This is a genomic window from Engelhardtia mirabilis, from assembly GCF_007748095.1.
In the GTDB taxonomy this organism is placed as follows: domain Bacteria; phylum Planctomycetota; class UBA1135; order UBA1135.
This window is the reverse complement of the sequence record NZ_CP036287.1, coordinates 1,977,522-2,001,424: the sequence shown is the minus strand read 5'-3', so window position 1 is coordinate 2,001,424 and position 23,903 is coordinate 1,977,522. Positions and strand designations below refer to the sequence as shown.

The 23,903-nt window shown below is 70.7% G+C and carries 18 protein-coding genes and 1 tRNA gene; 12 read left to right on the top strand and 7 right to left on the bottom strand.

The window, feature by feature from the left end; all coding sequences use genetic code 11:
* The first annotated feature begins 7 nt into the window (after positions 1-7).
* Positions 8-1,309 (top strand): alpha/beta fold hydrolase, encoded by a 1,302-nt coding sequence (locus Pla133_RS07255; RefSeq protein ID WP_145064261.1) that lies wholly within the window; start codon positions 8-10, stop codon positions 1,307-1,309.
* Positions 1,306-2,598 (top strand): hypothetical protein, encoded by a 1,293-nt coding sequence (locus Pla133_RS07250; protein WP_145064260.1) that lies wholly within the window; start codon positions 1,306-1,308, stop codon positions 2,596-2,598. Before Pla133_RS07255 ends, Pla133_RS07250 begins: the two co-directional genes overlap by 4 nt.
* A gap of 19 nt (positions 2,599-2,617) precedes the next feature.
* Here Pla133_RS07250 and Pla133_RS07245 read toward each other — a convergent pair whose 3' ends face one another.
* A complete protein-coding gene (locus Pla133_RS07245) occupies positions 2,618-4,123 on the bottom strand; it encodes an arylsulfatase (RefSeq protein ID WP_419192207.1) in 1,506 nt (501 codons plus the stop codon).
* 88 nt (positions 4,124-4,211) lie between these two features.
* Here Pla133_RS07245 and Pla133_RS07240 point away from each other — a divergent pair, with 88 nt between their 5' ends.
* Positions 4,212-4,454, top strand: coding sequence for a hypothetical protein (locus Pla133_RS07240; RefSeq protein WP_145064258.1), 243 nt, complete (start codon positions 4,212-4,214; stop codon positions 4,452-4,454).
* Complete coding sequence (locus Pla133_RS07235; RefSeq protein WP_145064257.1) at positions 4,451-5,962, top strand: sodium:solute symporter family protein; 1,512 nt, start codon at positions 4,451-4,453, stop codon at positions 5,960-5,962. Before Pla133_RS07240 ends, Pla133_RS07235 begins: the two co-directional genes overlap by 4 nt.
* Here the strand turns inward: Pla133_RS07235 and Pla133_RS07230 are convergent.
* Genes Pla133_RS07230 through Pla133_RS07215 form a run of 4 tightly spaced genes read right to left on the bottom strand, consistent with a single transcriptional unit; the run spans position 5,920 to position 8,856 of the window.
* A complete protein-coding gene (locus Pla133_RS07230; RefSeq protein ID WP_145064256.1) occupies positions 5,920-6,804 on the bottom strand; it encodes an ankyrin repeat domain-containing protein in 885 nt (294 codons plus the stop codon). The two genes, Pla133_RS07235 and Pla133_RS07230, sit on opposite strands and share 43 nt — an antisense overlap.
* Before the next feature lie 3 nt (positions 6,805-6,807).
* The gene (locus tag Pla133_RS07225; protein ID WP_145064255.1) at positions 6,808-7,479 is read right to left on the bottom strand and encodes a TIGR00266 family protein; all 672 of its coding nucleotides are present in this window, start codon (positions 7,477-7,479) and stop codon (positions 6,808-6,810) included.
* Positions 7,480-7,490: 11 nt separating this feature from the next.
* Positions 7,491-8,177, bottom strand: coding sequence for a TIGR00266 family protein (locus Pla133_RS07220; protein ID WP_145064254.1), 687 nt, complete (start codon positions 8,175-8,177; stop codon positions 7,491-7,493).
* Positions 8,178-8,196: 19 nt separating this feature from the next.
* Positions 8,197-8,856 carry a TIGR00266 family protein gene (locus Pla133_RS07215; RefSeq protein WP_145064253.1) on the bottom strand — a complete coding sequence of 220 codons (660 nt, stop codon included), beginning with the start codon at positions 8,854-8,856 and terminating at the stop codon, positions 8,197-8,199.
* 194 nt (positions 8,857-9,050) lie between these two features.
* Here Pla133_RS07215 and Pla133_RS07210 point away from each other — a divergent pair, with 194 nt between their 5' ends.
* The 6 genes from Pla133_RS07210 (at position 9,051) to Pla133_RS07185 (ending at position 16,726) form a co-directional block, all read left to right on the top strand.
* On the top strand, positions 9,051-9,776 hold the full coding sequence (locus tag Pla133_RS07210; RefSeq protein WP_145064252.1) for an RNA polymerase sigma factor: 726 nt from the start codon (positions 9,051-9,053) through the stop codon (positions 9,774-9,776).
* A gap of 368 nt (positions 9,777-10,144) precedes the next feature.
* Entirely contained in the window at positions 10,145-11,530 is a 1,386-nt protein-coding gene (locus tag Pla133_RS07205) for a serine/threonine-protein kinase (RefSeq protein ID WP_419192206.1), read from the top strand.
* Between the two features lie 147 nt (positions 11,531-11,677).
* The gene (locus Pla133_RS07200; protein WP_145064250.1) at positions 11,678-12,178 is read left to right on the top strand and encodes a hypothetical protein; all 501 of its coding nucleotides are present in this window, start codon (positions 11,678-11,680) and stop codon (positions 12,176-12,178) included.
* Between the two features lie 8 nt (positions 12,179-12,186).
* On the top strand, positions 12,187-13,593 hold the full coding sequence (locus Pla133_RS07195; RefSeq protein ID WP_145064247.1) for a hypothetical protein: 1,407 nt from the start codon (positions 12,187-12,189) through the stop codon (positions 13,591-13,593).
* A 261-nt stretch (positions 13,594-13,854) separates the two neighbouring features.
* A complete protein-coding gene (locus Pla133_RS07190) occupies positions 13,855-15,030 on the top strand; it encodes a hypothetical protein (RefSeq protein ID WP_145064242.1) in 1,176 nt (391 codons plus the stop codon).
* A gap of 364 nt (positions 15,031-15,394) precedes the next feature.
* Positions 15,395-16,726: a hypothetical protein gene (locus Pla133_RS07185; protein ID WP_145064238.1), complete on the top strand. Its 1,332-nt coding sequence runs from the start codon at positions 15,395-15,397 to the stop codon at positions 16,724-16,726.
* A gap of 145 nt (positions 16,727-16,871) precedes the next feature.
* Here Pla133_RS07185 and Pla133_RS07180 read toward each other — a convergent pair.
* Together Pla133_RS07180 and Pla133_RS07175 are read right to left on the bottom strand one after the other, a co-directional pair.
* Positions 16,872-16,948: transfer RNA gene (locus Pla133_RS07180), tRNA-Ile, on the bottom strand.
* Positions 16,949-17,039: 91 nt separating this feature from the next.
* Positions 17,040-18,401, bottom strand: coding sequence for a twitch domain-containing radical SAM protein (locus tag Pla133_RS07175; protein ID WP_145064234.1), 1,362 nt, complete (start codon positions 18,399-18,401; stop codon positions 17,040-17,042).
* A 198-nt stretch (positions 18,402-18,599) separates the two neighbouring features.
* On the opposite strand from Pla133_RS07175, the gene Pla133_RS07170 reads away from it, so the two are divergent.
* Together Pla133_RS07170 and Pla133_RS07165 are read left to right on the top strand one after the other, a co-directional pair.
* Positions 18,600-20,510, top strand: coding sequence for a GDSL-type esterase/lipase family protein (locus Pla133_RS07170; RefSeq protein ID WP_145064231.1), 1,911 nt, complete (start codon positions 18,600-18,602; stop codon positions 20,508-20,510).
* Positions 20,507-23,899, top strand: a complete 3,393-nt coding sequence (locus Pla133_RS07165) for a PVC-type heme-binding CxxCH protein (protein ID WP_145064228.1) — start codon at positions 20,507-20,509, stop codon at positions 23,897-23,899. Before Pla133_RS07170 ends, Pla133_RS07165 begins: the two co-directional genes overlap by 4 nt.
* Positions 23,900-23,903 lie beyond the last annotated feature (4 nt).

Sequence of the window (23,903 nt, the reverse complement as noted above, 5' to 3'; positions counted from 1 at the left end):
TCGAGCCATGGTCGACATCCGACACACGAGCGGTCCGAGCCTGCGTCTGCCCGGGCTGGAGCTGGTCGACCACCGCTTCGAGCTGCCCCTGGACCACACGCTGGCCCAGGGGGGCTCGATCGAGGTCTACGCGCGCGAGGTACGCGCCCTGGCGGCCGGCGCGGCCGAGCGGCCCTTCTTGGTGTTCCTCCAGGGCGGACCCGGCTTCGAGGCCCCGCGCCCCGAGACCCGCGGCGGCTGGATCGAGCGGGCGACGCGCGAGTACCGCGTGCTGCTCGTCGATCAACGGGGCACCGGGCGCAGCACGCCCCTGGACCCGCGCGTGATCGCGGCCCTGGGCGACGACCACGCGATCGCGACGCACCTGACGCACTTCCGCGCCGACTCGATCGTCCGCGACCTCGAGGCCATGCGCGGCGCCCTCGGTGTCGAGCGTTGGTCCGTCCTGGGTCAGAGCTTCGGCGGCTTCTGCGCGACCACCTACCTCTCGCTCGCGCCCCAGGGTCTGCGCGAGGCCTTCATCACCGGCGGCCTGCCGCCCCTGGTGGACGACCCGGACCCGGTCTACGCGCGCACGGCCCAGACCCTGCGTCGCAAGACGGCCGAGTACCACGCTCGCTTCCCCGGTGACGCCGAGCGCCTGCGCTTGATCGCGGCGCGCCTGGCCGCTTCGCCGGTGATGCTGCCCGGCGGCGATCACTTCACGGTTGGCCGCTTGCAGTCCCTCGGGATCCAACTCGGCTTCCGCGACGGTCCGGCCAAGATCCACTACCTGCTCGAGTCGGCCTGGTCCGGCCGCGGGGCGCAGCGCGACCTGTCACGGGCCTTCCTGCGCGGGGTCGAGAACATCCAGTCCTTCGATACCAATCCGCTCTACGCCCTGGTGCACGAGGCCTGCTACGCGCAAGGATCGGCCACCCGCTGGTCTGCCCAGCGCACGGTCGAGCCCCTCGGGGACCTGGCGCCGGATGCGGAGCCCTTCCCCTTCACGGGCGAGATGGTCTTTCGCTGGACGTTCGAGGACTCGAGCGTGCTGCGCCCGCTGCTCGGTGCGGCTGACCTGCTGGCGCAGAAGAGTGACTGGCCGCGCCTCTACGACCCCGAGGTCCTGGCGAGGAACGAGGTGCCGGTGGCGGCTGCGGTCTATGCGAATGACATGTTCGTCGACCGTGAGCTGTCGCTCGAGACCGCCGAGGCCATTCGCGGCTGCCGCGTGTGGTTGACGGACGAGTTCGAGCACTGCGGCCTGCGCGTGGAGGGCGAGCGCGTCCTCGGCCGCCTGATCGACCTCGTGCGCGGCGAAGTGTGAGCGAACCCGTCGACCTGGCCCGCGTGCGGCGCACCTGGTGGCCGCTCGCGGCGAGCTGGATGTTGATGGGCGTCGAGCTGCCGCTCGTCTCCGCCCACATGGCGCGCCTGGCGGAGCCGGAGGTCAGCCTGGCGGCCTACGGCGCCCTGGTGTTCCCGATCTGCCTGGTGATCGAGGCGCCGATCATCATGCTCCTGGCCGCTTCGACGGCCCTGTGCACGACGCGGGCGCGCTACGCCCAGGTGGCGCGCTTCATGCACGCGGCGGGCGCCGCGCTGACCGCTCTGCACCTGTTGGTGGCGCTGACGCCGCTCTACGACCTGATCGCGCGCGATCTGATCGGCGTGCCGCCGGAGATCCTCGAGCCGGGCCGCCTGGGGCTGCTCTTGATGACGCCCTGGACCTGGACCATCGCCTACCGGCGCTTCCAGCAGGGCGTGATGATCCGCTTCGGCGCCAGCCGCGCGGTGGGCGTCGGGACCGTGGTGCGGGTGGTGACGCTCGTGACCGCCTTGCAGGTCGGCATGCGGGTGCCGGGCGCGGTGGGCATCGCGGTCGGCGCGACGGCGGTGGCCCTGGCGGTCAGCGCCGAGGCGATCTTCGCCGGTTGGGCCGTGGGTGAGATCCGGCGCGAACGCTTGCCGAAATCCGACGGCGAGGCGCTGTTGACTCTGCGCGGCTTCCTCGGCTTCTACGTGCCCCTGGCCATGACGCCGCTGTTGACGCTTCTGATCCAACCGATCGGCGCGGCGGCCATGAGCCGCATGCCGCGCGACCTGGAGTCCCTGGCCGTCTGGCCGGCGCTGCACGGCCTGGTGTTCCTGTTCCGCAGCCCCGGCTTCGCCCTCAACGAGGTCGTCGTGGCCCTGGTGCGCGAGCCGGGCGGACAGGCGGCGCTGGTGCGCTTCACGCGCATCCTGGGATGCACGCTGGTCGGCGGACTGGCGCTGCTCGCGCTCACGCCGCTCCACTCCCTGTGGTTCGCGGGGCTGACGGGCCTGAGCCCGGAGCTGGCGCAGCTCGCTGGCAGTGTGTTGATCCTGGCCGTGCTGATGCCGGGCTACCAGGCCTTCCAGAGCCTCTACCAGGGCATCCTCGTCGCCCGCGGCGACACCCGGCCGGTGACCGAGGCGGTGGCCCTGTACCTTGTGCTGGCGGCGGGGCTCCTCGCGGCCGGTGTCCACCTGGACCCGGGCCCGGGGGTCGCGGTGGCGCTGGGTTGTTTCACCCTGGCCGGCCTGGCCCAGACCCTGTGGTTGGCGCGCCGCTCGCGGCGTTATCGCGTCTGACGCGCAGGGCCGCGGACTTTCACTGGCCGTCGTCCGCGAGCGGCAGGGGGAAGGGCTGCGAGGGCACGTGGGCCCCGCGCAAGAGCCCGAGCAACAGCTCGCGCACCTGGGGCTCGGACTCGGCGAGGTCCGTCGACTCACTCGGGTCGCGGTCGAGGCGATAGAGCTCGACCGTCGGCGACGGCGAGCGCAGCTCGGTGCGCAAGAGCTTCCAGGGCCCCGCGATCAGGGCCTGCTTCGGACCGTGCTCCCAGTACATGTAGTCCCGGGGCTGTTGCACGCCCTGACCCAGGAGCGTCGGCGCGACGCTGACCCCGTCGGTCGCGGCGCTCCAATCGATCCCGACCAGGGCCGCCACCGTCGGCGCCACGTCCGGGAAGTACAGCGGCTGGTCCGAGGCGCTGCCCGCCGCCACTTGCCCGGGCCAACGCACCATGAACGGCACGCGGATGCCGCCCTCGTACAGACTGCCCTTGAGGCCGCGCAGGCCCCCGGCGCTGTCGAAGAACTCGTGGTCGACACCGCCGGCGTAGGTCGGTCCGTTGTCGCTGGTGACGATCACGATCGTGTCGCCGGCGAGCTCGAGTTCGTCCAAGAGGTCGAGGATGCGGCCGAGCTCCTCGTCCGCGCGCGAGATCATGCCCGCGTAGGCCGCGCGCGGCCGCGGGTGCGGCAGGTAGCCGTCCTGGCCCAGGTAGGGTCCCCCACCGGCGGCTTCGGTGTCCCACTCGCGCGGGTAGGCGTCCACGTAGGGCTCGGGCACCTGCAGGGCCACGTGCGGCAGGGGCGTCGGGTAGTACAGGAAGAACGGCTGCTCGCGGTGCGCGCGCACGAATTCGAGCGCCGCGTCGATCATCGGCTCGGTGGCGTAGGTCGTGCCGGTGTAGCGGCGCGCGTACTCGGCCTCGTCCTCGAGCGGCGCATCGATCTTCTGGTGGGCGGAGAACCACTCGTTGCCCACAAGGTCCAGGCGCTCGCCGTCGCTCCACAGGTGTGTGGGATAGAAGTTGTGGGCCACGCGTTGGCACAGCACGCCCAGGAAGTGGTCGAAGCCCTGGAGCTCCGGGGCGCCGCTCGTGCCCGGACCGCCCAGTCCCCACTTGCCCATGCCCCCGGTTGCCCAGCCGGCGGCGCGGAGCGTCGATTGGAGGCTCGGCGTGCCCTCCGGCAGGGGGTACTGGCCCTCGACCGCATCGCGGCCCCAGCCGCCGCCCTCCCAGTTGTTGCGAACGATCGAGTGGCCCGTGTGCAGCCCGCCGAGCAGGGTGCAGCGCGACGGCGCGCAGACCGGACTGCCCGAGTAGGCCCGGGTGAAGCGCATGCCTTCGTCCGCCACGCGGTCCATGGCGGGGGTGCGGATCTTGGTCTGGCCGTAGGCGCCCACCTCGCCCCAGCCCAGGTCGTCGGCCATGAACAGCACCACGTTGGGCGAGCGCCGGGGCTCGGCGGCGTCCTGGCCGCTGGCGTGGGCGGCGGCGTGGGCGGCGGCGAGCGTGAAGCCGACGAATAACGCGGGTCGGAGCATGGGGGCAAGTCTGTCGAGCCCCCGCGGTCGATTCCACCGCCCGCGCCACGGGCACGGCGCGCTGCCGATTCGCCAGAATGCCGACGCCATGCCGAACCGCGCTGAACCGAACCATGCCAGGCCGACCCGAGCCGTCGACTACGTCGCTTGGACCGGGGCCCTGGTCCTCGTGGCCCTGCACCTGGACTTCTGGCGCACGGCGCAGCCGCGGTTGATCGCCGGTCTGGTGCCCGAAGAACTGGCTTGGCGCCTGGCCTGGATGGTCCTGGCCACGGCCTACCTGTTCTGGTTCACGGCGCGGGTCTGGCGCGAGCGGGAGGGCAAGGCTTGAGCCCGCTCGAGCTCGGATTGCCGGTCTTGGCCGCGGTCGACAGGCCGCTGGTGGTCGGCCTGGTGCTCTACGTGGCGGTGGTGCTGGCCGTCGGTCTCTTGGCCGCGCGCCGCTCGGGCAGCTCGCCGCGGGAGTACTTCCTGGCCGGCAACGGCCTGGGCACCGCGGTGCTGTTCATGGCCCTGTTCGGCACCAACTGCACGGCCTTCGTGCTCGTCGGCGTGCCGGGCCAGGCCTACCACTCGGGCCTCGGCATCTTCAGCATCAACGCCCCCATCATCGCCCTCGGCATCCCCTTGACCTTCTGGGCCATCGGCGCTCCGGCCCGGCGCCTGGGCCGCGAGCTGGGCGCGCTGACACCAGCCGAGCTGTACTCCAAGCGCCTGGGCTCGCGCAGCGTGGGCCTGCTCTTGTTCGGCGTCTTCGCCCTCTACACCGTGCCCTACATGGTCACCGCCGTGCAGGGCGCGGCCGTGACCCTGGCCAGCTCCACCGAGGGCGCGATCCCCGAGTGGCTCGGCGGCGCCGCGGTTCTGGCCGTGGCCCTGTGCTACACGTCGATCGGCGGCATGCGCGCCACCGCCTGGACCAACGTCGTGCAGGGGGTCATCTTCCTCGGCTTCGTGCTGGCGGCCGTGTTCCTCTACGCCCGCGCGGTGGGCGGCGACGGCGGCCTGGCCGGCGCCATGGCGCGACTGGTCGAGGAGCGCCCGGAGCTGACGACCCTGCCCGAGGGCGGCCTGTTCGAGCCCCGCGCCTTCGCCTCCTGGAGCCTGGCGATCGCGCTCACGGTGATCGCCTTCCCGCACATGCTGGTGCGGCTGATGGCGGCCGAGAGCGAGCGCAGCCTGCGCTCGGTCTGCCGCCTGTACCCCCTGGCCCTGGTGTTGCTGTGGTTGCCGGTGGTCTTGATCGGCACCTTCGGCGCGCTCGAGTTCCCCGGCCTGGTGGGCCGCGACTCCGACCGCATCTTCGCGACCATGGCGGGCGCGTTCCTGCCGCCCTGGCTCGAGGCCCTGAGCTTCGTGGCGGTGCTCGCGGCGGTCATGTCGACCCTGGACGCGCAGATCCTGACCCTGGGCTCGATGGTCACCCGCGACGTGCTCGATCCGCTCATGCCGAACCGGCGCGAGGAGGTCGACGTGCTGCGCGGCCGGCTCTTCGGCGGCCTGCTAGCGTTGGTGGTCTTCGCCCTCTGGCGCGTGGGCGGCGCGTCGATCTACAGCCTGGCCTCGGTGGCCTTCTCGGGCTACGTGACGCTCGTGCCGACGATGCTGTTCGGCGTGCGCTGGGAGCGCTTCAACGCCCGCGGCGCGGTGCTCTCGATCCTGGTCGGCAACGGCTGCTACTTCGCGGCCCTGTTCGCGGCCGGTGGACTCGACTCCGCCATGCGGCCGTCGCTCTTGGGCTTCCTGCCGGTGGTCTGGGGCCTGGTCGGCGCGCTCCTCGGCGCCCTGGTCGGCACCTACCAGGTGCCGCGCGCCAGCACCCGCGCCAGCTCCCCGTGACCGCGCACCTCGGCCCATTGGGCCGGGGTGGTCTTGTGGCCGGCGTCGCGCAGCCTGCGGTCCGCGCCGCGCTCGAGCAGCAGCTCGGCCCCGACCTCGCGCCCCCACCAGGCCACCCGGTGCAGGGCGGTAGCGCCGCCCTCGACCGCGTTGACGTCGGCGCCCAGTTCGATCAGGCGGTCGAGCACCTCCGCCCGCTCGTGGATCGCCGCGTAGTGCACGGCGCGGGCCAGGGCCTGGCCCAGGTCGCGGTACAGGGGTTGACGGTTCGGGTCGGCCGGATGGCGCTGGAGCGCGGTGGCCAGGACCCCCGCCGGCTTGACGAAGCGCCACAGCTCCCCCACCGCCGCGGCCAGGGGCAGGTTGTAGATCCGCGCGCCGCGCTCGACCAACAGTTCGAGCGCCTCGGTGGCCGCGAAGTGGGCGGCCAGAGCCAGGGCAGTGCCGTTGTCCACGCAGCCCCCGAGAGTCTCGAGGCTCGCGCCGCGATCGAGCAGCAGCTCGGCCAGGTCGCGCTCGTAGAGGCTGACCGCCGTCTGCAGCACGGTCTCGCCGATCGCCACGCGCCCGCCCCAGTCCGCGTCGGCTCCGGCGTCCAAGAGCAGGGTCGCGAGCTCGACCGGGTCCCCGTCCAAGCAGGTGCCGTGGAAGCGGGCATTCGCCACGTAGTGCAGGGCCGAGCAGCGATTGGGCGCCTCGCCGTCGTCCCCGGGCTCGCCCCACACGATCTGGCAACTGGCGGCCAGCTCGTCCGATGCGATCAGACGCGCCAGGGCGTCCGCGTCACCCGCGTCGATCGCGGCCCGCACCTCCGGTCCGATGGCGCCGTTGTCGGTGCTCACCGGTCAGTCCCCATCCTTGCGGGACTGCACGCGCCGGAAGGGATGCACCCAGTTGGCGAACCCCGGCGTCGATCGATTCTGGACCCACAGCCGGCCGCGTCCGCTGAAGCGCATCAGGAGTTGGTCGGCGAAGAGGAACGAACGGATCTTGCGCGCCCGCGTCAGTCGATAGCTGAGGCTCGGCTCCCAGGCCACGGCGAAACCGTTGTCGACCGTGACCTCGCCGTCGACGTCGAGCACCTCGATGCGACCGTAGCTGTCGAAGAACAGGTCCCCGCGGCCCTGGGCGTGGAGCAGGAACAGACCTTCCGCCAAGAGGCCCTTGAAGCCGCCCCACTTCGCGTCGATGTCGATCTCGCCCGCGTGGGCCAGGTAGGCGCCGCGCTCGAGCAGCAGCTCACCGTCGAGGGGCAAGGCGATCACATCGCCGGCGGCGCCCGGGGCCAGGGTCAGGCTGCCCGCGCCGCGCGCGGTGTAGGTGTTCTGGAACAGCGATTCGCCCGCCAGGACCTGGCGCTTCAGCGCCTTGAGCAGACCGCCGCGGGTCGAGGTCAGCACGTCGATGCAGGGGTCCATCCAAGCCATGGCGCCGGCCTCGGCGACCACGTGTTCGCCCGCCTCGAGGTCGAACTCGAGCATCGAATAGGCCGGACGGTGGGTGATGCGGTGCTGCACGGCTGTCGGGGCTATTGCCTGCGCGGCGGGAGCAGTTTGCCGATCAGGGCGCCGAAACGACCGGGATCGTGGGATTGGAGCAGGACTCGGCCGCGACCGCGCAGGCGCAGGACGAAGCCCTCGCCGCCGAGGAAGGACTGGATCCACGAACCACCGGCGCGGTCGATCGTGTAATCGAGGCCCTCTTCGAAGGCGACCAGGTGACCGGTGTCGACGACCAACTCGTCCTCGACCTCGAGCTCGTGGATCGAACCGAAGGCGCTGACCAGGAGGGGGCCCGTGCCATGGGCCTCGACCAGGAACAGGCCCTCGCCGCTGACCATGCCGCGCAGACCCTGGAAGCGCGTCTCGAGGCCGACCTCACTGCCGGCACCGAGGAAGCTCGCACCGGCGCAGGTCCAGCGGTCCCCGTTCAAGTCGATCCGCCGCACCTCGCCCTCGAGCGTCGGCGCCAGGGCCACTTCGCCCGCGCCGCCATCGGTCAGGGTGTAGGTCGACAGGAAGAAGCTGTTGCCGGCCAAGAGCCGTCCCAGTCCACCGAGGAGCCCGCCCCGGCCACGCGTGCGGGTGGTCACGTCGACGTCGACGTTCACGCTCGAGCGGTACAGGGCGCCCGACTCACTGACGAAGCGCTCGTCGCCCTCGAGCGCCACCAACGCCGATCCGAACGCTCCCACGCTGTCGATGGTGATCTTCATGGGTTCCACGTGTCAGCGCTCAGCCCCGCAGATACGGCGTGACCCAACCGGCCGTGCCGCGCACCGTCCGCGTCTGCAACCACACGCGACCACGGCCGCGCATTCGCATGGTCAGCCCCTCGCCCGAGAACAGGGTGCTCTTGAGCCCGCCGAAGCCGGAGATCTCGTATTCGATCGACTCCTCGAAGGCCACCAGGTGCCCCGTGTCGACGATCAGCTCGCCGTCCAGCTCGCGCTCGACGATCGCGCCATAGGCGTTGAACAGCAGCTCGCCCTCGCCGCTGACCTCGATCAGGAAGGCTCCCTCACCGGAGAAGAGGCTGCGCAAGCCGCCGAAGCGGGTGCGCGTGGCGATCCCCTCGGAGCAGGCCAGGAACGAGCCGGCAGTGAGGCGCAGGGTCTCACCGCGCAGGGTCCGGTGGATGACCTCGCCGGGCAGGCTCGGGGCGATGCCGAGTCGCCCGCCGCGGGGCCCCTGGTATTCGCCCAGGAAGAAGCTCTCGCCCCCCAGTAGCCGACGGGCGAGGCCCCCCAGCAGTCCGCCGGGGACCACGACCCGCAGGTCGAGACCAGGATCGGCGAAGCTCATCGCACCGGACTCGGTCCGAACCACCTCGTGCGAGCCCAGGACCAGGGACGCGCGACCGAAGTCCGGATTGCCGTCGAGCTGGATCTGCACCGGTTCAGGATCGCAATCGTGTCCCCGGGGTCAAGGGCCGAGCGCAGGTGGAACCGCGGTGGTCCGGGACGAGTGCGGTCGTCGGCGTCCGAGGTTCAAGGCAGGCGCGACCCTGGCGCACCCGATCGGCTCCGGGCGGGGTAGTCTTTGATGCGATCCCCGAGGGCGCTCCGCCCGGGGAGGAGAACGCAGCGGTGCAGCTCGACAGCAACTTCCACACCACCCACTGGGACCTGGTCCGCCAAGCCGGAGACTCGGGCTCCGACGACGGCAGAGCGGCGCTCGGCACGCTGATCGAGATCTATTGGTATCCGCTGTACGCCTACCTGCGGCGCCGCGGCAAGTCGATGGACGACGCCGCTGACGCGGTCCAGGGGCTGTTCGCGACCCTGCTGAGCCGCAGCGGTATCTCGCGCCTCGACCAGGCGAACGGCCGCTTCCGCTCCTGGCTGCTGACGTCTCTGGAGAACTACCTGCGCGACGAATACCGGCGCGCGACCAGCATCAAGCGCGGCGGCGGATTCGTGCCGCAATCCCTCGACCTGGACAGCGCGGAAGCTCGCTACCGCCTGGAGCCCGAGGACGGGCTCGATGCCGAGGCGCTCTACCGCAAGGAGTGGGCGCTCGAGGTCATCAATCGCGCCCGGGACGCGCTCCAGACCGAATACATCCGCGCGGGCAAGCGGCGGCTCTTCGACGCCCTGTCATCGGAGCTCGAAACCGGAGACCGGGCCGCCGGCGTCGATCCCGCCGAGTTCGAGATGACCCCCGTGGCGATGCGGGTCGCCCGCCACCGCCTGCGAGAACGCTTCGCCAACCAGCTCCGCACCCAAGCTCGGGCGACCCTGGGGTCCGGTTTGGACGAGGACGAGGAGCTGCGCGAGCTGATCCAGGCCCTGGAAGGGCCCAAGGGCCGCTGAGCCGGCCGCCCGTCGGGCGGGCCGATTCGCAGGGCGTCCCGGCGCGGCCCGCCGCTGGACCGAGCCAGCCAGAGCGGACCCGGCCCCCCCTGGTTCCGATGCGCCCATCGGCGGGGTCGACGCCCCCGCGGCCGCTGCCGACAAGGCCGGATCGACCGCGAATCGGGACCCAAGGCCCCGCCAACTGGCGCTTGCGGATCCCTGGGGAATCGCCGCCGGAAGGGCAGCTCCCCCGCCATAGCGGCGCTCGCTGCCTCCGCCGGGAGAACCTGGGCGGCGAATTGCGAAATCCCGGCTCCCGACCGTAACGGGCGCGGGAAACTGCGTTCCTGGGAGGTCGAGACAGGACTTCTCCCATGCTCGCGACCATGACCCCCCCCAAGCAAGTCGGACGCGCGTCCGCAGCGGGGGCCATTCGTGTCCTCACGACGGCCCTCGAGCGTCGGCCGGTCGTCGACCTCGAGGACTACGGCCAGCGCCTGGCCAAGCGGCTCCCCGGGTTCGAGATCAAGGAACTGCTCGGAGTGGGCGGCATGGGAGCCGTCTACCTGGCCACGGAGAAGAAGTTCGACCGCCCGGTGGCGATCAAGGTCCTGCTGCCCCCCTCCGACCCGTCGCGTGCCTCCGAATGGCGTCAGCGCTTCGAGGCCGAGGCGCGGACCATGGCCAAGCTCCAGCACGACAACATCCTCACGGTGTTCGACTTCGGGCAGGACGATGAGCTCGCCTGGATGGTGCTGGAGTACGTCAACGGCACCAACCTGCGGGAGCTCCTGCGCGAAGGACAGTTGACCCAGACCGAGGTGCTGGACATCGCCTCGCAGCTCGGCGCGGCTCTGCAACACGCCCACCAGCGCAATGTCGTGCACCGGGACATCAAGCCCGAGAACGTGCTGATCGACGACGAAGGTCACGTCAAGGTCGCCGACTTCGGCATCGCCAAGGTGCTCGATCCGGACCTCGAGTCCCTGACCCAGACCAACCAGACCCTCGGCTCGCGCGTCTACATCGCGCCCGAGCTGATGAAGATCGGCGCCACCGTCGACACCCGCGCGGACGTCTACGCCTTCGGCGCGGTGGTCTACGAGATGCTGACCGGGAGCCTCTCGGTCGGGAACTTCTCGCCCCCGTCATCGACCGCGGGTGTCGACGAAGAGCTCGACGAGCCGATCCTGCGCGCCCTGGATCCGAATCCTGAGAGCCGCACCAGCAGTATCGGCGACACACTCAGCGCCATCCGCCGACTGAACCGCCCTGTCACCGAGGCGCGCCGGGAGCCCGCCCGAGTGCTGGCCGCGCGCGCCGCGGCCAACGAGTTGGCCGTGCGCCAGTCCTGGCTGGCCGTGGCCGTCTGCGCCGTCGGCATCGCCTCCCTCGGCATGGTCTGGATCCGTTCGGAGAGCGGACCGTACACCGGCTGGGAGAGCGGATTGGGTGCGCTGATCGCGGCCTTCCTGGTCCTGCCGATCGGTCTCCGGATCGTCCTCGGCACCCACCACGCGCACCGGATCCAAGCGCTGGTGGACGTGCTCTGCGGCCTCGTCGTTGCGGCCTTCGCAACACGCCCGTGGTGGCTCGAAGGCCTCGCGGGATACGTCGCGCCGGGCGCCTGGCTCGCCTCCGGATGCGGCGCCGTCTTGGCCATCCAAGCACTGGCGACGCTGTTCCTGAAGCGCGAGCGTCTGACAGACCAGCAGTTGGAGGAGTTGGTCACTTCGCGTCGTACGGGCGGGGCCATCCGCCGCGACGGGTAGGGACCAGGGCGCCGCCGGGAGGCCGTACCCGGTCGTCGCTCGAAGTCACTGCGTCCATTCGGACGCGGTGAAGGAGCTGCCTCGTTGGAACGGGGTGCTCCCCGAAAGGTGTCCCCCTCAGCCTTCGAGCCCAACCTCCATCCTTCGATGATTCGATTCCGTTCCTCCCACGCGATCGCAGCCCTCAGCGCGCTCGCTCTCTTCTCGGCGACGTCCCCCACCGGTCACAGCCAGAACGCAACGGCCCCCTCCGGCGGCTATCAGGAAGAGCCCGGCAGCGCTTGCCCCAATGAGGGCGCCGCGTCGCAGCCCGCAGCGGTCGTCTGGGTCGGCCCCGACGCCTGCGCCGACGCGAGCCTGGTCGACAGCGTGATCGGTCAGGACGCGGACGGTAACGACGTGGTTCACAGCGAGCCCAAGTGCCCCTCGAAGATCAAGATCAAGCCGACACACATGGGTCGTGCCCCCAAAGACGGCTTCAGGCGTCTGACCTCCGGAGTCGATTTCTACCAGTTCCAGAGTTACTACTGCGCCGGACAGCCGTTCACGCCCTACTGCGTCAAGGACGGTGACCAGGATGTCTCGCCGGACTCCTTCGAGACCTTCAGCGAGATCGAGTGCGACGGCCTGATCGGAGGTTCGAACTGATGAGCCCCATGATCCGAAAGCAACATGAGATCGATCGGCGCTCGCGACTGCTCGCGTCGATCTTCGTGGGCGCCGTGGCAGCGGTGTTGTTCGGCCCCGCTGCTGTGAGCACCGGTCACGCGGGCGAGAGCCAGCCCCAGCACCCGCTGGCCAGCCCTGAGGTGAACCACCAACTGGCTCCCCTGGAGACCAGCAGCCGTCGCCCCGCCGTGAGAGAAACAATTGCGACGGTTGAGCGCGACGGCGAGCTGCTCGAGCAGCTCGCCAAGGCCCTGACCGACCGAGATCAGCATCGCGCTCGAGTCTTGATCGACGAATGGCTCGCAGGCGGGCCCGAGAGCGTCGAGAGGCTGCTGGAATTCATGGCCGACGAGCGAGCCGATCGGCACCTGGATATGGCTTTGGCGGCCCTGCTCAACCGGGCGGTGATCGACGCGGAGATCTCCCCCGCGGACTTCGCGCCGTGGACGCCGACGAACCTGATCGCGAGCGCCCTGGGCCTCGTCACCGGTTCGGAAGGTAACGGCCGCGTGCTGTTCGTCGCCCTCGACGATCTGGGACGCTTCGCCACGCCCGAGCTGTTGGTGGGCCTGGTCGAAGCCCAGGGCGGCAATGGCGATCGCATCGTCGGCGAATCCGACCAGATCGACTCGATCCGCCTCATGCAAGCCTGGGCCACCGAGCCCTCGCTGGCGATCGAGCCCGAGCTCCAGGTGCTGATCGCCGACCCCGAGGTCGCGCCCCTGGCGCGGGCGCGGGCGGCCTCGCTCTTGCTGCACCGCGATTGGCGCGCCAACGCGGAGTCGCTCGTGGCGCAGCTCGGCGAGTTGGAGTCCCGTGAATCCACGGACCAGAAAGAGCTGACCCAGGACTTCCGCTCCCAGCTCAGCGGTCACGTGCTGTACGTCGAGGAGCACGAGCGTGTCGAGTACATGCAACTGCTGGCGAACGACGAGACGTCGTTCCGCCGCGCGGTAGACATGCTGAGTCCGCGCGACGCCGCCAGCCTTTCGGCTGCCCTCGATCCGCGCGAGGTGGGCGAGCTGCAGATCGCGGCCCTGCGCCTGCGCGCCGGCGGCGACGACGCAATCAGAGCGGGACTCGAGTTGCTGCCCGCGCTCGAACAGCAGCCGGACTACTCGGCCCACGCCTGCGTGAACCAGATCGTGCGCCTGGGCGGTGCCAGCGATCCGGCCTTCCAAGCCGCCCTCGAGTCGCTCTTCGAGCGCCGCGACGAGGGCAACGACCCCTTCTGGCGCGCGGTTGGCTGGCAGCCCAACCAGCTGACTGACAGCCAGGTCGAGGAGGCCATCGTGCCCTGGTTGTTGCTTTCCGAAGGGGAGTCGCACCGCACGCGGGATCGTCTGGTCGCCGACGTTCAGAACCGCTTCCCGGGACGTTATCCGTCCCTCTGAAGCCGGCCGAGGGGTGCCCTTCGGGGCGCGGGCTCGGGTGGGGGGCGGGCAAGGCCGCCTCCCCCTCGGACCCTTCCCCAGGGCCCTCAGACCCCACTCAGCCCAGACGCGCCAACCCGTGGTTCTCGCCACGGGGGGATTCGCCTAGGCTCGCCCGACCCGGGTAACTCTTGCCCCGGTCATCTGCCCATGTTTGACAAAACTCTACAGGCCGCCCCCCCGCGCCAATCGTCGAGTTTCCAGCGCCATCTGGAACAAGCCATGCACGGTCTGCGCAATGCGTTGACCGAGCTGCTCGATTCGGTCGAGGCCGACCCCAGTGTTCCTCGCCGCCTCGCGCGCCAGCTGGGTGTGAACAAGAACTTGGCCTGGAAAGCGGCCAAGATCGTGTCCACACCAGACGCCGCCGAGGCCCTCCCCCACGTTCCAGGTCGTGCGGGGTTGAAGATCTTCCTGGAGGCCATGGAGCGCGCCGGTGCCAGCACCGACGCCCTGCGCGCCGCGCGCGAGGCCTGCGACGCCTTCGACACGATGGTCGAGCTGCACGCGGGCGACCGCGGCACCCTCGAGCTGATGGTCGGCAGCAGCTTCCCCGGCGGCGCCGAGAGTCCGCTGCAGGAGGCCAACCGCAAGTTGTCCTTCCAGGGCAACAGCTCCACCTGGGGCGTCCAGGCGCGGGTGCGCTTCGGCGCCCAATTCGTGGCGCCGTGCGCCGAAGACCCGACGGTGATCGACTACGCGTCGATCGGCGGGCTGTGCGACTTCCGCCGCCTGCGCGGTGACGCCAAGTGGCCTCTGTCGTTCAACGTGCGCTACGACGGCGAGGGCCGACGCAAGGACGACGTGGCCAAGCCGATCGAGCGCTCGCTCGAGGGGCGCGACGGCCCGGCCTTCCTGCTCGACCACTGCACCGACCCCCTACCGGAGATCCGCGCCGTGGAGGTGCCCCTGGGCACCGTCTACGAGCTGGCCGAGGGCGAGGTCGGCAACACCGCCGCGTTCTCGTGTGCCTTCGCCTGGTTCGTGCGCCGCGAGCAGTCGGTCTACGGCAACGACGACGAGCCCTCGGTCGCCTACAACATCCCGCTCAACACCCCCACCGAGCTCGCCACCATGGATCTTCTGATCCACAAGGACGTGCCGTGGGAGCTGCCGCCCCGGGTGGAGGTGACGAGCCGCATGGAGATCGGCGTCGGCGGCGGCAGCTACAAGCAGAGCCCCTACCTGCTCCCGGTCCCGCCGCGCCTCGAGGAGCTCGGCCCCGGCCGCGACCAACTCGGCGGCAACGAGGTCCCCCGCTGGACCGAGATGCTCGGCAAGGTCTGCCAGCGCCTGGACTGGAACCTGGACGACTTCCGCGTCTTCCGCATGTCCCTGCGCTACCCGCCCATCCCGACCATCCCGTCGCTGGTGGTGACGAAGCCGCGGCGGGGCTGAGGTCCAAATCGAGCTAGTGTCCTGGATCAGAAATTCGGCGTCACTTCCCGGGCTCCGATCGCCGCTGGCGTCGCCAGCGCCTCATCCGAGTATCGCAGCGGATACGCGTCGTCCGCGCGCCTAGCCAGCATCGATCGGACCTCCGGGCAGTGACGCCGAATTTCTGATCCAGGACACTAGAGCGACCGAGCGCGGGGGGGGCGTCCCCAATCGGAGCCCCCCCGCGCAACTTGCGAAAAGGTGTGCTCGCGTCCTGGGCGCTTGGACGGCCTCAGATGCCACTGTTGCGCTAGGTCGTCCGCCCCCAGAATGCCCAGCGAGGTACGGCGTATCAGGTCGCGCCCAATTTGAGGGGCGCGACCGCATGAAGAACAGCGATGGAGAGTCGGGAGTTCCGATCGGCACCTACTTCGCCGCGTCCCAGCCGACCTCGCGATTCCACATCACCTACGCGGATTGGACCGGCGCGCTGGGTATCTCGCTGCTCTTGCTGCCCGAACTGCACATTGCTGACGGTGGTCTGCTCGCCCACCCCTATTTCCTGAGGCACCTCAATGCCGGTCCGGGGACCAGTTGGCTGGAGCGCGGACTGAGAAACGGATGGGTGGTCGTTCGCACTCGCGACGAGCGTTCCCTCAGGGATATCGGTGAGGGTCTATCTCGCTTTGCCGCCGGCCACCCTGAGTCGGCGGCTGTAGGAGCCCGCTTGGACTCGCTGAGTGTGGTGAGGAGAGCACCTTGGAGCATTGCGGTTGATGTCGACACGCGCGCGTTCGGAGAGACCTTCCAATTGCGCCTCGCTGATCGAATCACTCGCCCCCTTCCCCTATGGTCGGACTACCTCGGGCCCCAGCAGACCGGGAGGGCGCTGCTGGACTTCTGGGACCGCCGAGCCGATTGGCGCACCAACTGGCTGGACCGGGCAGCCGAGCGAACCCGACAAGATGGTCACCGGGGCCTTCGGGTCAGCGATCTGCTCCGAGAAGCCCGGGAGTCCCTCGGCATTCGCGACCTGAGCGGCGAGTTCATCGAAGTCTCCAGCTTGATCGATGGCGTCGACGATCCCGTCGCCAAGCGGGATCTCAATCTGTTCTTCCGAATCGTCACCGAGGTCTACGACCAGAACTTCGCTAGTCGAATTCGGTGTCAGTGTGCATCGGTCAACCTCGAGTACGACTGCGCCGCAGCGACCCAAGGCCCCCGCGACGACGCATCCGGTGTGGAGGGTGGCACGCTCTTGGGCGAAGTCGCCCTGCCGTCGACCAAGGCGCTGGAGAGGCTGACCTCGATCGATCTGGAGCTCCTTCGTGCCAGCGCCGAAGCACTGACTTACGTCGAGGCGTTGAGAGCCTGGATGGTCTCCCCCACCGAAGCCGCGGCGTGCGACTTCGCGGAAGCGCTGCAGCTTTACGGCCGCAAGCTGTGCGAGGTCGCCTACGAAGACCAAAGCACCAACGTCGGCATCTTGGGGTTCGCGCGCAAGCGCTACGTGTCCAGGGCCCTCGGCGCCACGACTGGCCTGTTCATGGGATTCGCCCTGAACGCCATGGGCCTAGGGCCCGTGGCCCAGGTGGCCAACAGCGTCTGCACACTCGCCCTAACGGACCTGGCTCGTCGCATGACGGCTCGCTCCGGAACTAGTGCGGCTCGAGTCTATGCCCGGCCGATTGAGCCCGAGCCCCCCGAGGACTCTTGACCGCTTCGATTCCGAACGGACCGCTTTGACTCCACAACCGGAGGAGGACGCCGTCCGTTCGATCGCCGAAGCGATGTTGGCGTCGCGACAGTGCCCCACGCGGGGGAGGTGAGGCCCTACATTTCAGATCCCGCGGGCGATCGGGTGGTGGGCCCTCAGGGACTCGAACCCTGGACCAAGCGATTATGAGTCGCCTGCTCTAACCGACTGAGCTAAGGGCCCACGCGACGACTCGTCGCCGGCGCAGCATAGCGCGGGGTCCGCCCCATGAGTCGGCGGAGGGCTGCGCGGCAGCTCCCCGCGCTCGCGGGCCTCAGGCGGCGGGCTCCGCGCCCTGCGCGCGCGGGGCGTAGACCCGCTCGTCGGTCCAGGTGTAGTCCGGGTCCTCGCGGATGTACTGCCACAGCTCGGGGCAGGAGGCGGCGAGGCTCTGGCCGCGGTCGGCGTCGAGGTCGTTGGTGAAGAGGTTGAAGGTGCGCATCAGCTCGCGGTAGGGCGCGGGCGACGGCTGGCGCATGTCGGCCAGCAGGACCTTGGCGGAGTCCACCAGGTACTCGTAGTGCTCGGCCAGGCGCGAGCGGGCCATGAACCACTCCAGGCGCGTCGCGGCCTCCTCGCGGGCGGCGGCCGGCATGGCGTGGACCGAGAGATGCGTGGGCTCGTAGAGGGTGGCCAGGCTGTAGGGCACGTCGATCAGCTCCGCGAAGCGCAGCAGGCGGGCGAGGTCGAGGGCGTTCGCGTTCTGCACCGTCGGCGTGAGCTCGAGGTGCACGAAGGGCAGGGCGCGCAGGCGCTCGACGTGGTCGACGACGGTGTCCCACCCGGCGGGGTAGCGCAGGTACTCGTAGGTGGCGCCCTCGGCGTCGATCGAGGCCAGGAACACCACGGAGCGGAAGGCCTCGAGGGAGCCGATCAGCTCCTCGTTCCAGACCGTCAGGTTGGTCGAGAAGCTCAGGTCCACGTGGCGCGCCGCCCCGCAGTCGACCAGGTGCTCGACGATCGCCGCCACGGTCCCGTTGAAGAGCGGCTCGCCGCCCGCCAGGTAGACCTTGTCGAGGTTCTCGGGGCGCCCCAGCAGCTCTTCGATCAGCTCGGCCTCGTGGCGGTGCCAGGGCTTGCCACTGGCGAAGCGTCCGCCGTCCCTGCGCGTCGCGACCACCCGGAGCTCGTCCACCGGCGCGCCCCCGTGCAGCTCCCAGGTCGCGTGCACCGCGTCCTTGGCAAGGAAGCTCGACGCCATCCCGCCGCACATGCGGCAACCCAGGTTGCAAGCGTTGCCCGGGCGGACGTCGAGGTAGGTGAGGCCCTCCTCCACCCGGTGGCCGCGCGCCTCGGCGCGCTCGATGCGCGCGCGCAGCTCGGCGGCCCGGGGGTGCTGCACCAGCCACTCGCCGTTGGCCTGCTTGCGCGGGCTCGAGCCCCCCACCGCCTCCTTGTGGTAGCAGTGCGAGCACTCGCGGACCCGCTCGCCGGCGAGCAGCTTGCGGCGGATCTCGCGCATGGCGTCGGAGTTCCAGACCTCCCCGAAGGCCACGTCCTGGAGGTTCGGCCGTCGGCCCCGTTCGTCGACCAGCTCCGGCCGCGGCTCGGCGCTGGCGAAGCAGCACAGGCTCACCAGGCCGCTGGGCCCGACGTGGCTGTGGATCCAGGGGTAGACGCAGAAGGTGTGGGTCATGGCTCGGGAGCGCTCCGCGGGCGCCGCCGGAGAGTGCCTCGACCATGGCTCGCGGCGCCCCCCAGCCCCGACCGCCGGCGGGACACACTCCTTCCCCCGCGCGGGACCCCCCCGGTCCCACGGGGCCCGCCGGCGCGCCGCGGAGCGGCCAGGCCCCCTCCCGTCCGCAGCCCGAGACACTAGGGTGGCGCCCCAGTGATGCGACTTCCCACGGTGCCCCTCGTGTTCCTCGCCGCCTGCGGCGGGTCCGCCCCCTCCCCTACCCCCGAGTCCGAAGCGGGGTCAGCCCCCGAGCAGCACAGCGTCCCGCCCCACGTGGTCTTCGTCACCGGAGACGAGGAGTACCGCTCGGAGGAGTCGATGCCGATGCTGGCCTCGATCCTGGAGCGCGAGTTCGGCTTCCGCACGACGGTCTGCTACGCCCTCTCCGAAGAGGGTGAGATCGACCCGAACCGACTGGATCACATCGACGGGCTCGAGGCCCTCGAGGACGCGGACCTGATGGTGCTGTTCACGCGCTTCCGGCAATTGCCGGACGAGGAGCTGGACCGCATCCTGGCCTTCGTCGACTCCGGCAAGCCGCTGGTGGGCTTGCGCACCTCGACCCACGCCTTCCGCTATCCGGACGACCATCCGCGGGCGGCGGCCATGAACGAGATCTGGCCCCAGCGGGTCTTCGGCCAGAAGTGGATCACCCACCACGGGCACTTCGACGACGGCGACGAGCCGCTGACGGACGTGACCATCGCGCCCGGGGCCGAGCAGCGCTCGATCCTGCGCGGGGTCGAGCCGTTCCAGGCCTTCTCGTGGCTGTACCACGTGCAAGGGGGCGGCGACACCCTGCCGATCAGCGCGGAGCCCCTGCTGTTCGGCGAGGCCCTGCGCAGCAGCCACGAGGCGGAGTTCGAGCGCTTCCCAAAGGTCAACCCGGTGGCCTGGACCAAGTCGCACCGCTTCCCCGGCGGCTACGCGCGGGTGTTCTTCACGACCCTCGGGCACCCCTACGACTTCCGCGACGAGAACATGCGTCGACTGGCGGTGCAGGGGATGCTGTGGGCCCTGGAGCGCGAGGACCTGATCGGCGAGGACGGCGTGCCCGTCGAAGCGCCGGACTACGACCCGAGCAATTCGGGCTTCGGCCAGGTCTACCGCAAGGGCCTGTTCCCCCATGCGCCGCGACGGGGCTCGTCGGCGTCCTTCGAGCTGGCGCAGGGTGACGTGATCGCCCTGGTCGGCGGGGGCTTCGCCGATCGCACGCGCTTCGACGGGCAGATCGAAGCCAGGCTGCAGGCCGGGCTGGCGGAGATGAACGTCGGCTTGCGCAACCTGGGCTGGGAGGGTGACGAGGTCACGCGCTTCGCGGATCTGGAGTACCCCGGGCTCGGGGGCGGCTCGATCGTGCGCGGTTGGAGCGGCGACGACTTCGAGCCCCAGACGCGACCCTTCGGCGTGCCGACGCGCGAAGATTGGCTGACAGAGGTCGGCGCCGACACGATCCTGGCCTGCTTCGGGATGAGCGAGTCCTTCGCCGGCGAGGCGGGGCTCGCCGACTTCGAGGCCGACCTGCACCACTTCCTGGACGAGCTCGACAGGCGCTCCTTCAACGGCGGTGAGTCGAAGCCCCAGGTGGTGCTGGTCTCGCCCGTCGCCCACGAGAGCCTGGGCTTCCCGATGCCCGACGGCAGCGCACACGACGGGGACGTCGCGCGCTACACGGAGGTCATGGCGCGCGTCGCGCGCGAGCGCGACCTGCTGTTCGTCGACCTCTACGCCCCGACCCGGGCGGCGATCGACGCCGGTGAGGGTCCGCTGACCAGCGACGGCATCCACCCTGACGCCGCGGGCTATCGGCTCTGCGCCGAGGTGATCGCGCAGGCCCTCGGTGTCGCCGAAGCCGAAGGCGCCGACCTCGACGAACTCGCCACCCTGGCCCGCGCCAAGGACCACCTGTGGTTCGCCCGCTTTCGCACCGGCAACTCGGAGTACGTCCACGGCCGCCGCGTGAAGCCCTTCGGCGTGGACGACTTCCCACCACGCTTCGCGGCCCTGGCCGAACGCCTCGTCGCCGCCGACGAAGACATCTGGAACGCCGTCGGAGGTGTCCGTTGAAGCTCGCCCACGCACTGATCCTGCTCGCCGCCCCCGCGGCCGCGCTCCAGGAGCCCAACAACGGCGGGGAGGTCGACTTGACCTCCTCCGACCCGGACGTGGCCCTGGCCGCGTTCACCCTGACCGAGGGCTACCGCATCGAGCTGTTCGCATCCGAGCGCGAGTTCCCCGAGCTCGAGAACCCGGTCTCCCTGTGCTTCGATGGCGACGGACGCCTGTTCGTGGCCTGCATGCCCAGCTACCCGATGGTCGATCCGGGGGACGTGCCCGACGACCACGTGCTGGTGCTCGAGGACACCGACCGCGATGGCGTGGCGGATCGCTCGACCGTGTTCGTGCGCGGGCTCAACCTGCCCACGGGCCTCGAGCTGGGCGAGGGTGGCCTGTTCGTGGCCAGCCAGCCGGACCTCCTACTCGTGCGCGACACCGACGGCGACGGGGTGGCCGACACCCGCGAGCTGCAGCTCACCGGCTTCGCGACCACCGACACCCACCACGCCCTCTCGGCCTTCGCCTGGGATCCGGGCGGCGGCCTGTTGATGGCCGAGGGCACCTTCCACCACACCCAGATCGAGACGCCCTTCGGCACCACGCGCCTCAAGGACGCCGGCATCATCCGCTACGAGCCCGACTCGCGGCGCGTCGACGCCCTGGTGCGCTACCCCTTCGCCAACCCCTGGGGTCAGGTTCACGACCGCTTCGGCGACCACTTCATCGCCGACGCCTCGGGCGGCGACAACGTCTTCGGGACGCAGATCTCCGGCAACCTGGCCTGGCCGCGGACCCACCGCCGCATCGCGCCCTTCACCAGCCGCGTGCGCCCCACCGCCGGCGCCGAGATCGTCGCCTCGCGGCACTTCCCCGACGACATCCAAGGGGACCTGCTGATCGACAACACGATCGGCTTCCGCGGCATCAAGCGCCACCGCATCTTCCGCGAGGGCGCCGGCTGGGGTTCGCAGGAGCTGCCCGACCTCTTGTCCTCGTCGGACCCGAACTTCCGGCCGGTGGACCTGCGCTTCGGTCCGGACGGCGCGCTCTACATCGTCGATTGGTTCAACCCGCTGATCGGCCACATGCAGTACTCGCTGTTCGACGAGCGGCGCGACAAGAGCCACGGGCGCATCTGGCGCGTGACCTACGAGGGCCGCGACCTGGTCGAGCCGCCGCCGATCGCGGGTGCGTCGGTCGCCGAGCTGCTCGAGAACCTGAAGCTGCCCGAGGACCGCGCCCGGTATCGGACGCGCCGCGAGCTGCGCGCGCGCGATCGCGAGGAGGTCGCCGCCGCCGCGCTCCAGTGGGCCAACGGGCTGTCCGCGGGTCCCGAGCGCGAGCGCCTGTGGCTCGAGGCCCTGTGGGTGCTGCAGGGTGCCCACGCAGTCGACGCCGACCTGCTCGAGCGCTGTCTGGAGGCGAGTGACGAGCGCGTACGCGCCGGCGCCACGCACCTGCTGCGCTATTCCCTGCCCCAAGTCGCCAATCCGATCGCCTTGCTCGCGGCGCGCGCCGCGGACGAGTCGCCGCGGGTGCGGCTCGAGGCGGTGCTGTCCCTGAGTTTCCACGGGGGCTCGCCCGAGGCAGCCGAGGCCGCCCTGCAGGTCTTCGGCCGCGAGTTCGAGGCCTACCCCGAGCTGGTCTACGTGTGGAACGAGGCCGTGGCGCCCCTGGCTTCGGGGGCCGTGGCCAAGCTCGCGGCGGGCATGGCGCTCGACGCCCCCGTGGCCGGCGTGGCCTGGCTCCTGGACCGCATCTCGATCGAGACCCTGCGCGCCCTGCCGCCGAGCGATGCGGTGAACCGGGCCCTGCTGCGCGCCCCCCAAGCGCCCCTAGAGCTGCGCCGTGACGTCCTGCGCGCCCTGGCCGCGGGCGGATCCGTGAACGAGGCTGCGGAGGTCGCGGCGCTCTTGGCCGATGCGAAGAGCCCCGAAGACGTAGCGGCCCTCGAAGCGCTGGTGCCGCTCCTGGTCGAAGCTGACGCCTCGACCCTGGCCGAGGCCGCGGGCGCCATCGACGCCCTGTTGACCCACCCCCAACCCGAGGTACGGCGCATCGGTTGGCGCACGCGAGTGACCGGCGGCGCGGACCCTTCGGGCCTCTTGGCCGCCGCCGGCGCGTCGGCGACGCGGCGTGGCGATCTCCTGGATGCCGTGGCGGCCCAGGCCGAGTTCGAGGACCTCTCGCGCTGGGGCCCGGCGGTTGCGACGCTCTTGGCCGAGGTCGAAGCGGCGGACGCGGCACCCACCGACGACTTCCTGCCCGTGCGCCTGCGCCTGTTGGTACCCGGCGACGACAAGATCATCAACCTGTCGGAGATCGAGGTCCTCGACGGGGGGATGAACGTCGCCCTGGGCAAGCCCGCGACCAGCTCGTCCACCGACTGGTCCGGTCCGCCCGAGGTCGCCGTCGACGGCGTGAAGTCGGGCAGCTTCGGCGGCGGCGGGATCATGGCGCATACGGCCCAGGAGACCGATCCGTGGATCGAGATCGACCTGGGCGAGCCCACGCCGGTGGACGAGATCCGCGTCTGGAACCGCACCGAGGAGCCCTACCACAAGCGCCTCGACGGGTTCTCGCTGACCCTCTACGACGCCGCCGACGGGATCGTCTGGCGCGAGGAGAACATGCCTTCACCGGGCGAGATGGGCTCCTACCTGGTCGATCTGCGCGGCGACCGCGGAGTGCGCGCGAAGGCGGTCGAGGCCCTCGCCGCGGTGGCGCCGGAGCGCCTGGACCTGGGTGAGGTCTCCGCTTGGATCGAGGGCGACGCCGAGGATCTCAAGCTCGCGGCCGCGATCGCGCTCGCGGCGGTGCCGGTCGCCGAGTGGGACGCGCAGACCGCCCGCGCCACCGCACCGCGCCTGGCGCGGTTGCTCGACGGTGCGACCCTCGAGGAGCGCATGGAGCCGTCCTTCGGTCGCTGGCTCCAGTTGGCGCGGGAGGTGGCCCAGGCCCCCGGCGCCGCGGACGAGAGCTTGATTGCCGCCCTCGCAGCCGAGTCCTCGCGCCCGTCGATCGAGCGCATCCAGTCCGGGCAGGTCGTGTTCCAGGCCAAGTGCGCCGCGTGCCACCAGGAGAACGGTCGCGGCATCCCCGGCGCCTACCCGCACCTGGCCGGGTCCAGTTGGGCCATGGGCGAACCCGACGTGCCGATCCGCATCGTGCTGCACGGGCTGTCCGGTCCGATCGAGGTGGACAAGGTCAAGTTCAGCGGCTCGATGGCGCCCCTCGGCGCGCTGCTCGACGATGAGCAGGTGGCCGACGTGTTGACCTACGTGCGCTCCGCCTGGGGCAACCGGGCCTCGGCGGTGTCGCCGGAGCAGGTCCGCGCGCTGCGCGCCGAGCACGCCGGGCGACGGGCCATGTGGACCGCCGGCGAGCTGGGACATTGAGCCC

Coding starts and splice junctions, on each gene's coding strand:
- Pla133_RS07255 (WP_145064261.1), top strand. CDS start 8: ATGGTCGACATCCGACACACGAGCGGTCCGAGCCTGCGTCTGCCCGGG.
- Pla133_RS07245 (WP_419192207.1), bottom strand. CDS start 4,123: ATGCTCCGACCCGCGTTATTCGTCGGCTTCACGCTCGCCGCCGCCCAC.
- Pla133_RS07240 (WP_145064258.1), top strand. CDS start 4,212: ATGCCGAACCGCGCTGAACCGAACCATGCCAGGCCGACCCGAGCCGTC.
- Pla133_RS07220 (WP_145064254.1), bottom strand. CDS start 8,177: ATGAAGATCACCATCGACAGCGTGGGAGCGTTCGGATCGGCGTTGGTG.
- Pla133_RS07205 (WP_419192206.1), top strand. CDS start 10,145: ATGACCCCCCCCAAGCAAGTCGGACGCGCGTCCGCAGCGGGGGCCATT.
- Pla133_RS07200 (WP_145064250.1), top strand. CDS start 11,678: ATGATTCGATTCCGTTCCTCCCACGCGATCGCAGCCCTCAGCGCGCTC.
- Pla133_RS07195 (WP_145064247.1), top strand. CDS start 12,187: ATGATCCGAAAGCAACATGAGATCGATCGGCGCTCGCGACTGCTCGCG.
- Pla133_RS07190 (WP_145064242.1), top strand. CDS start 13,855: ATGCACGGTCTGCGCAATGCGTTGACCGAGCTGCTCGATTCGGTCGAG.
- Pla133_RS07185 (WP_145064238.1), top strand. CDS start 15,395: ATGAAGAACAGCGATGGAGAGTCGGGAGTTCCGATCGGCACCTACTTC.
- Pla133_RS07175 (WP_145064234.1), bottom strand. CDS start 18,401: ATGACCCACACCTTCTGCGTCTACCCCTGGATCCACAGCCACGTCGGG.
- Pla133_RS07170 (WP_145064231.1), top strand. CDS start 18,600: ATGCGACTTCCCACGGTGCCCCTCGTGTTCCTCGCCGCCTGCGGCGGG.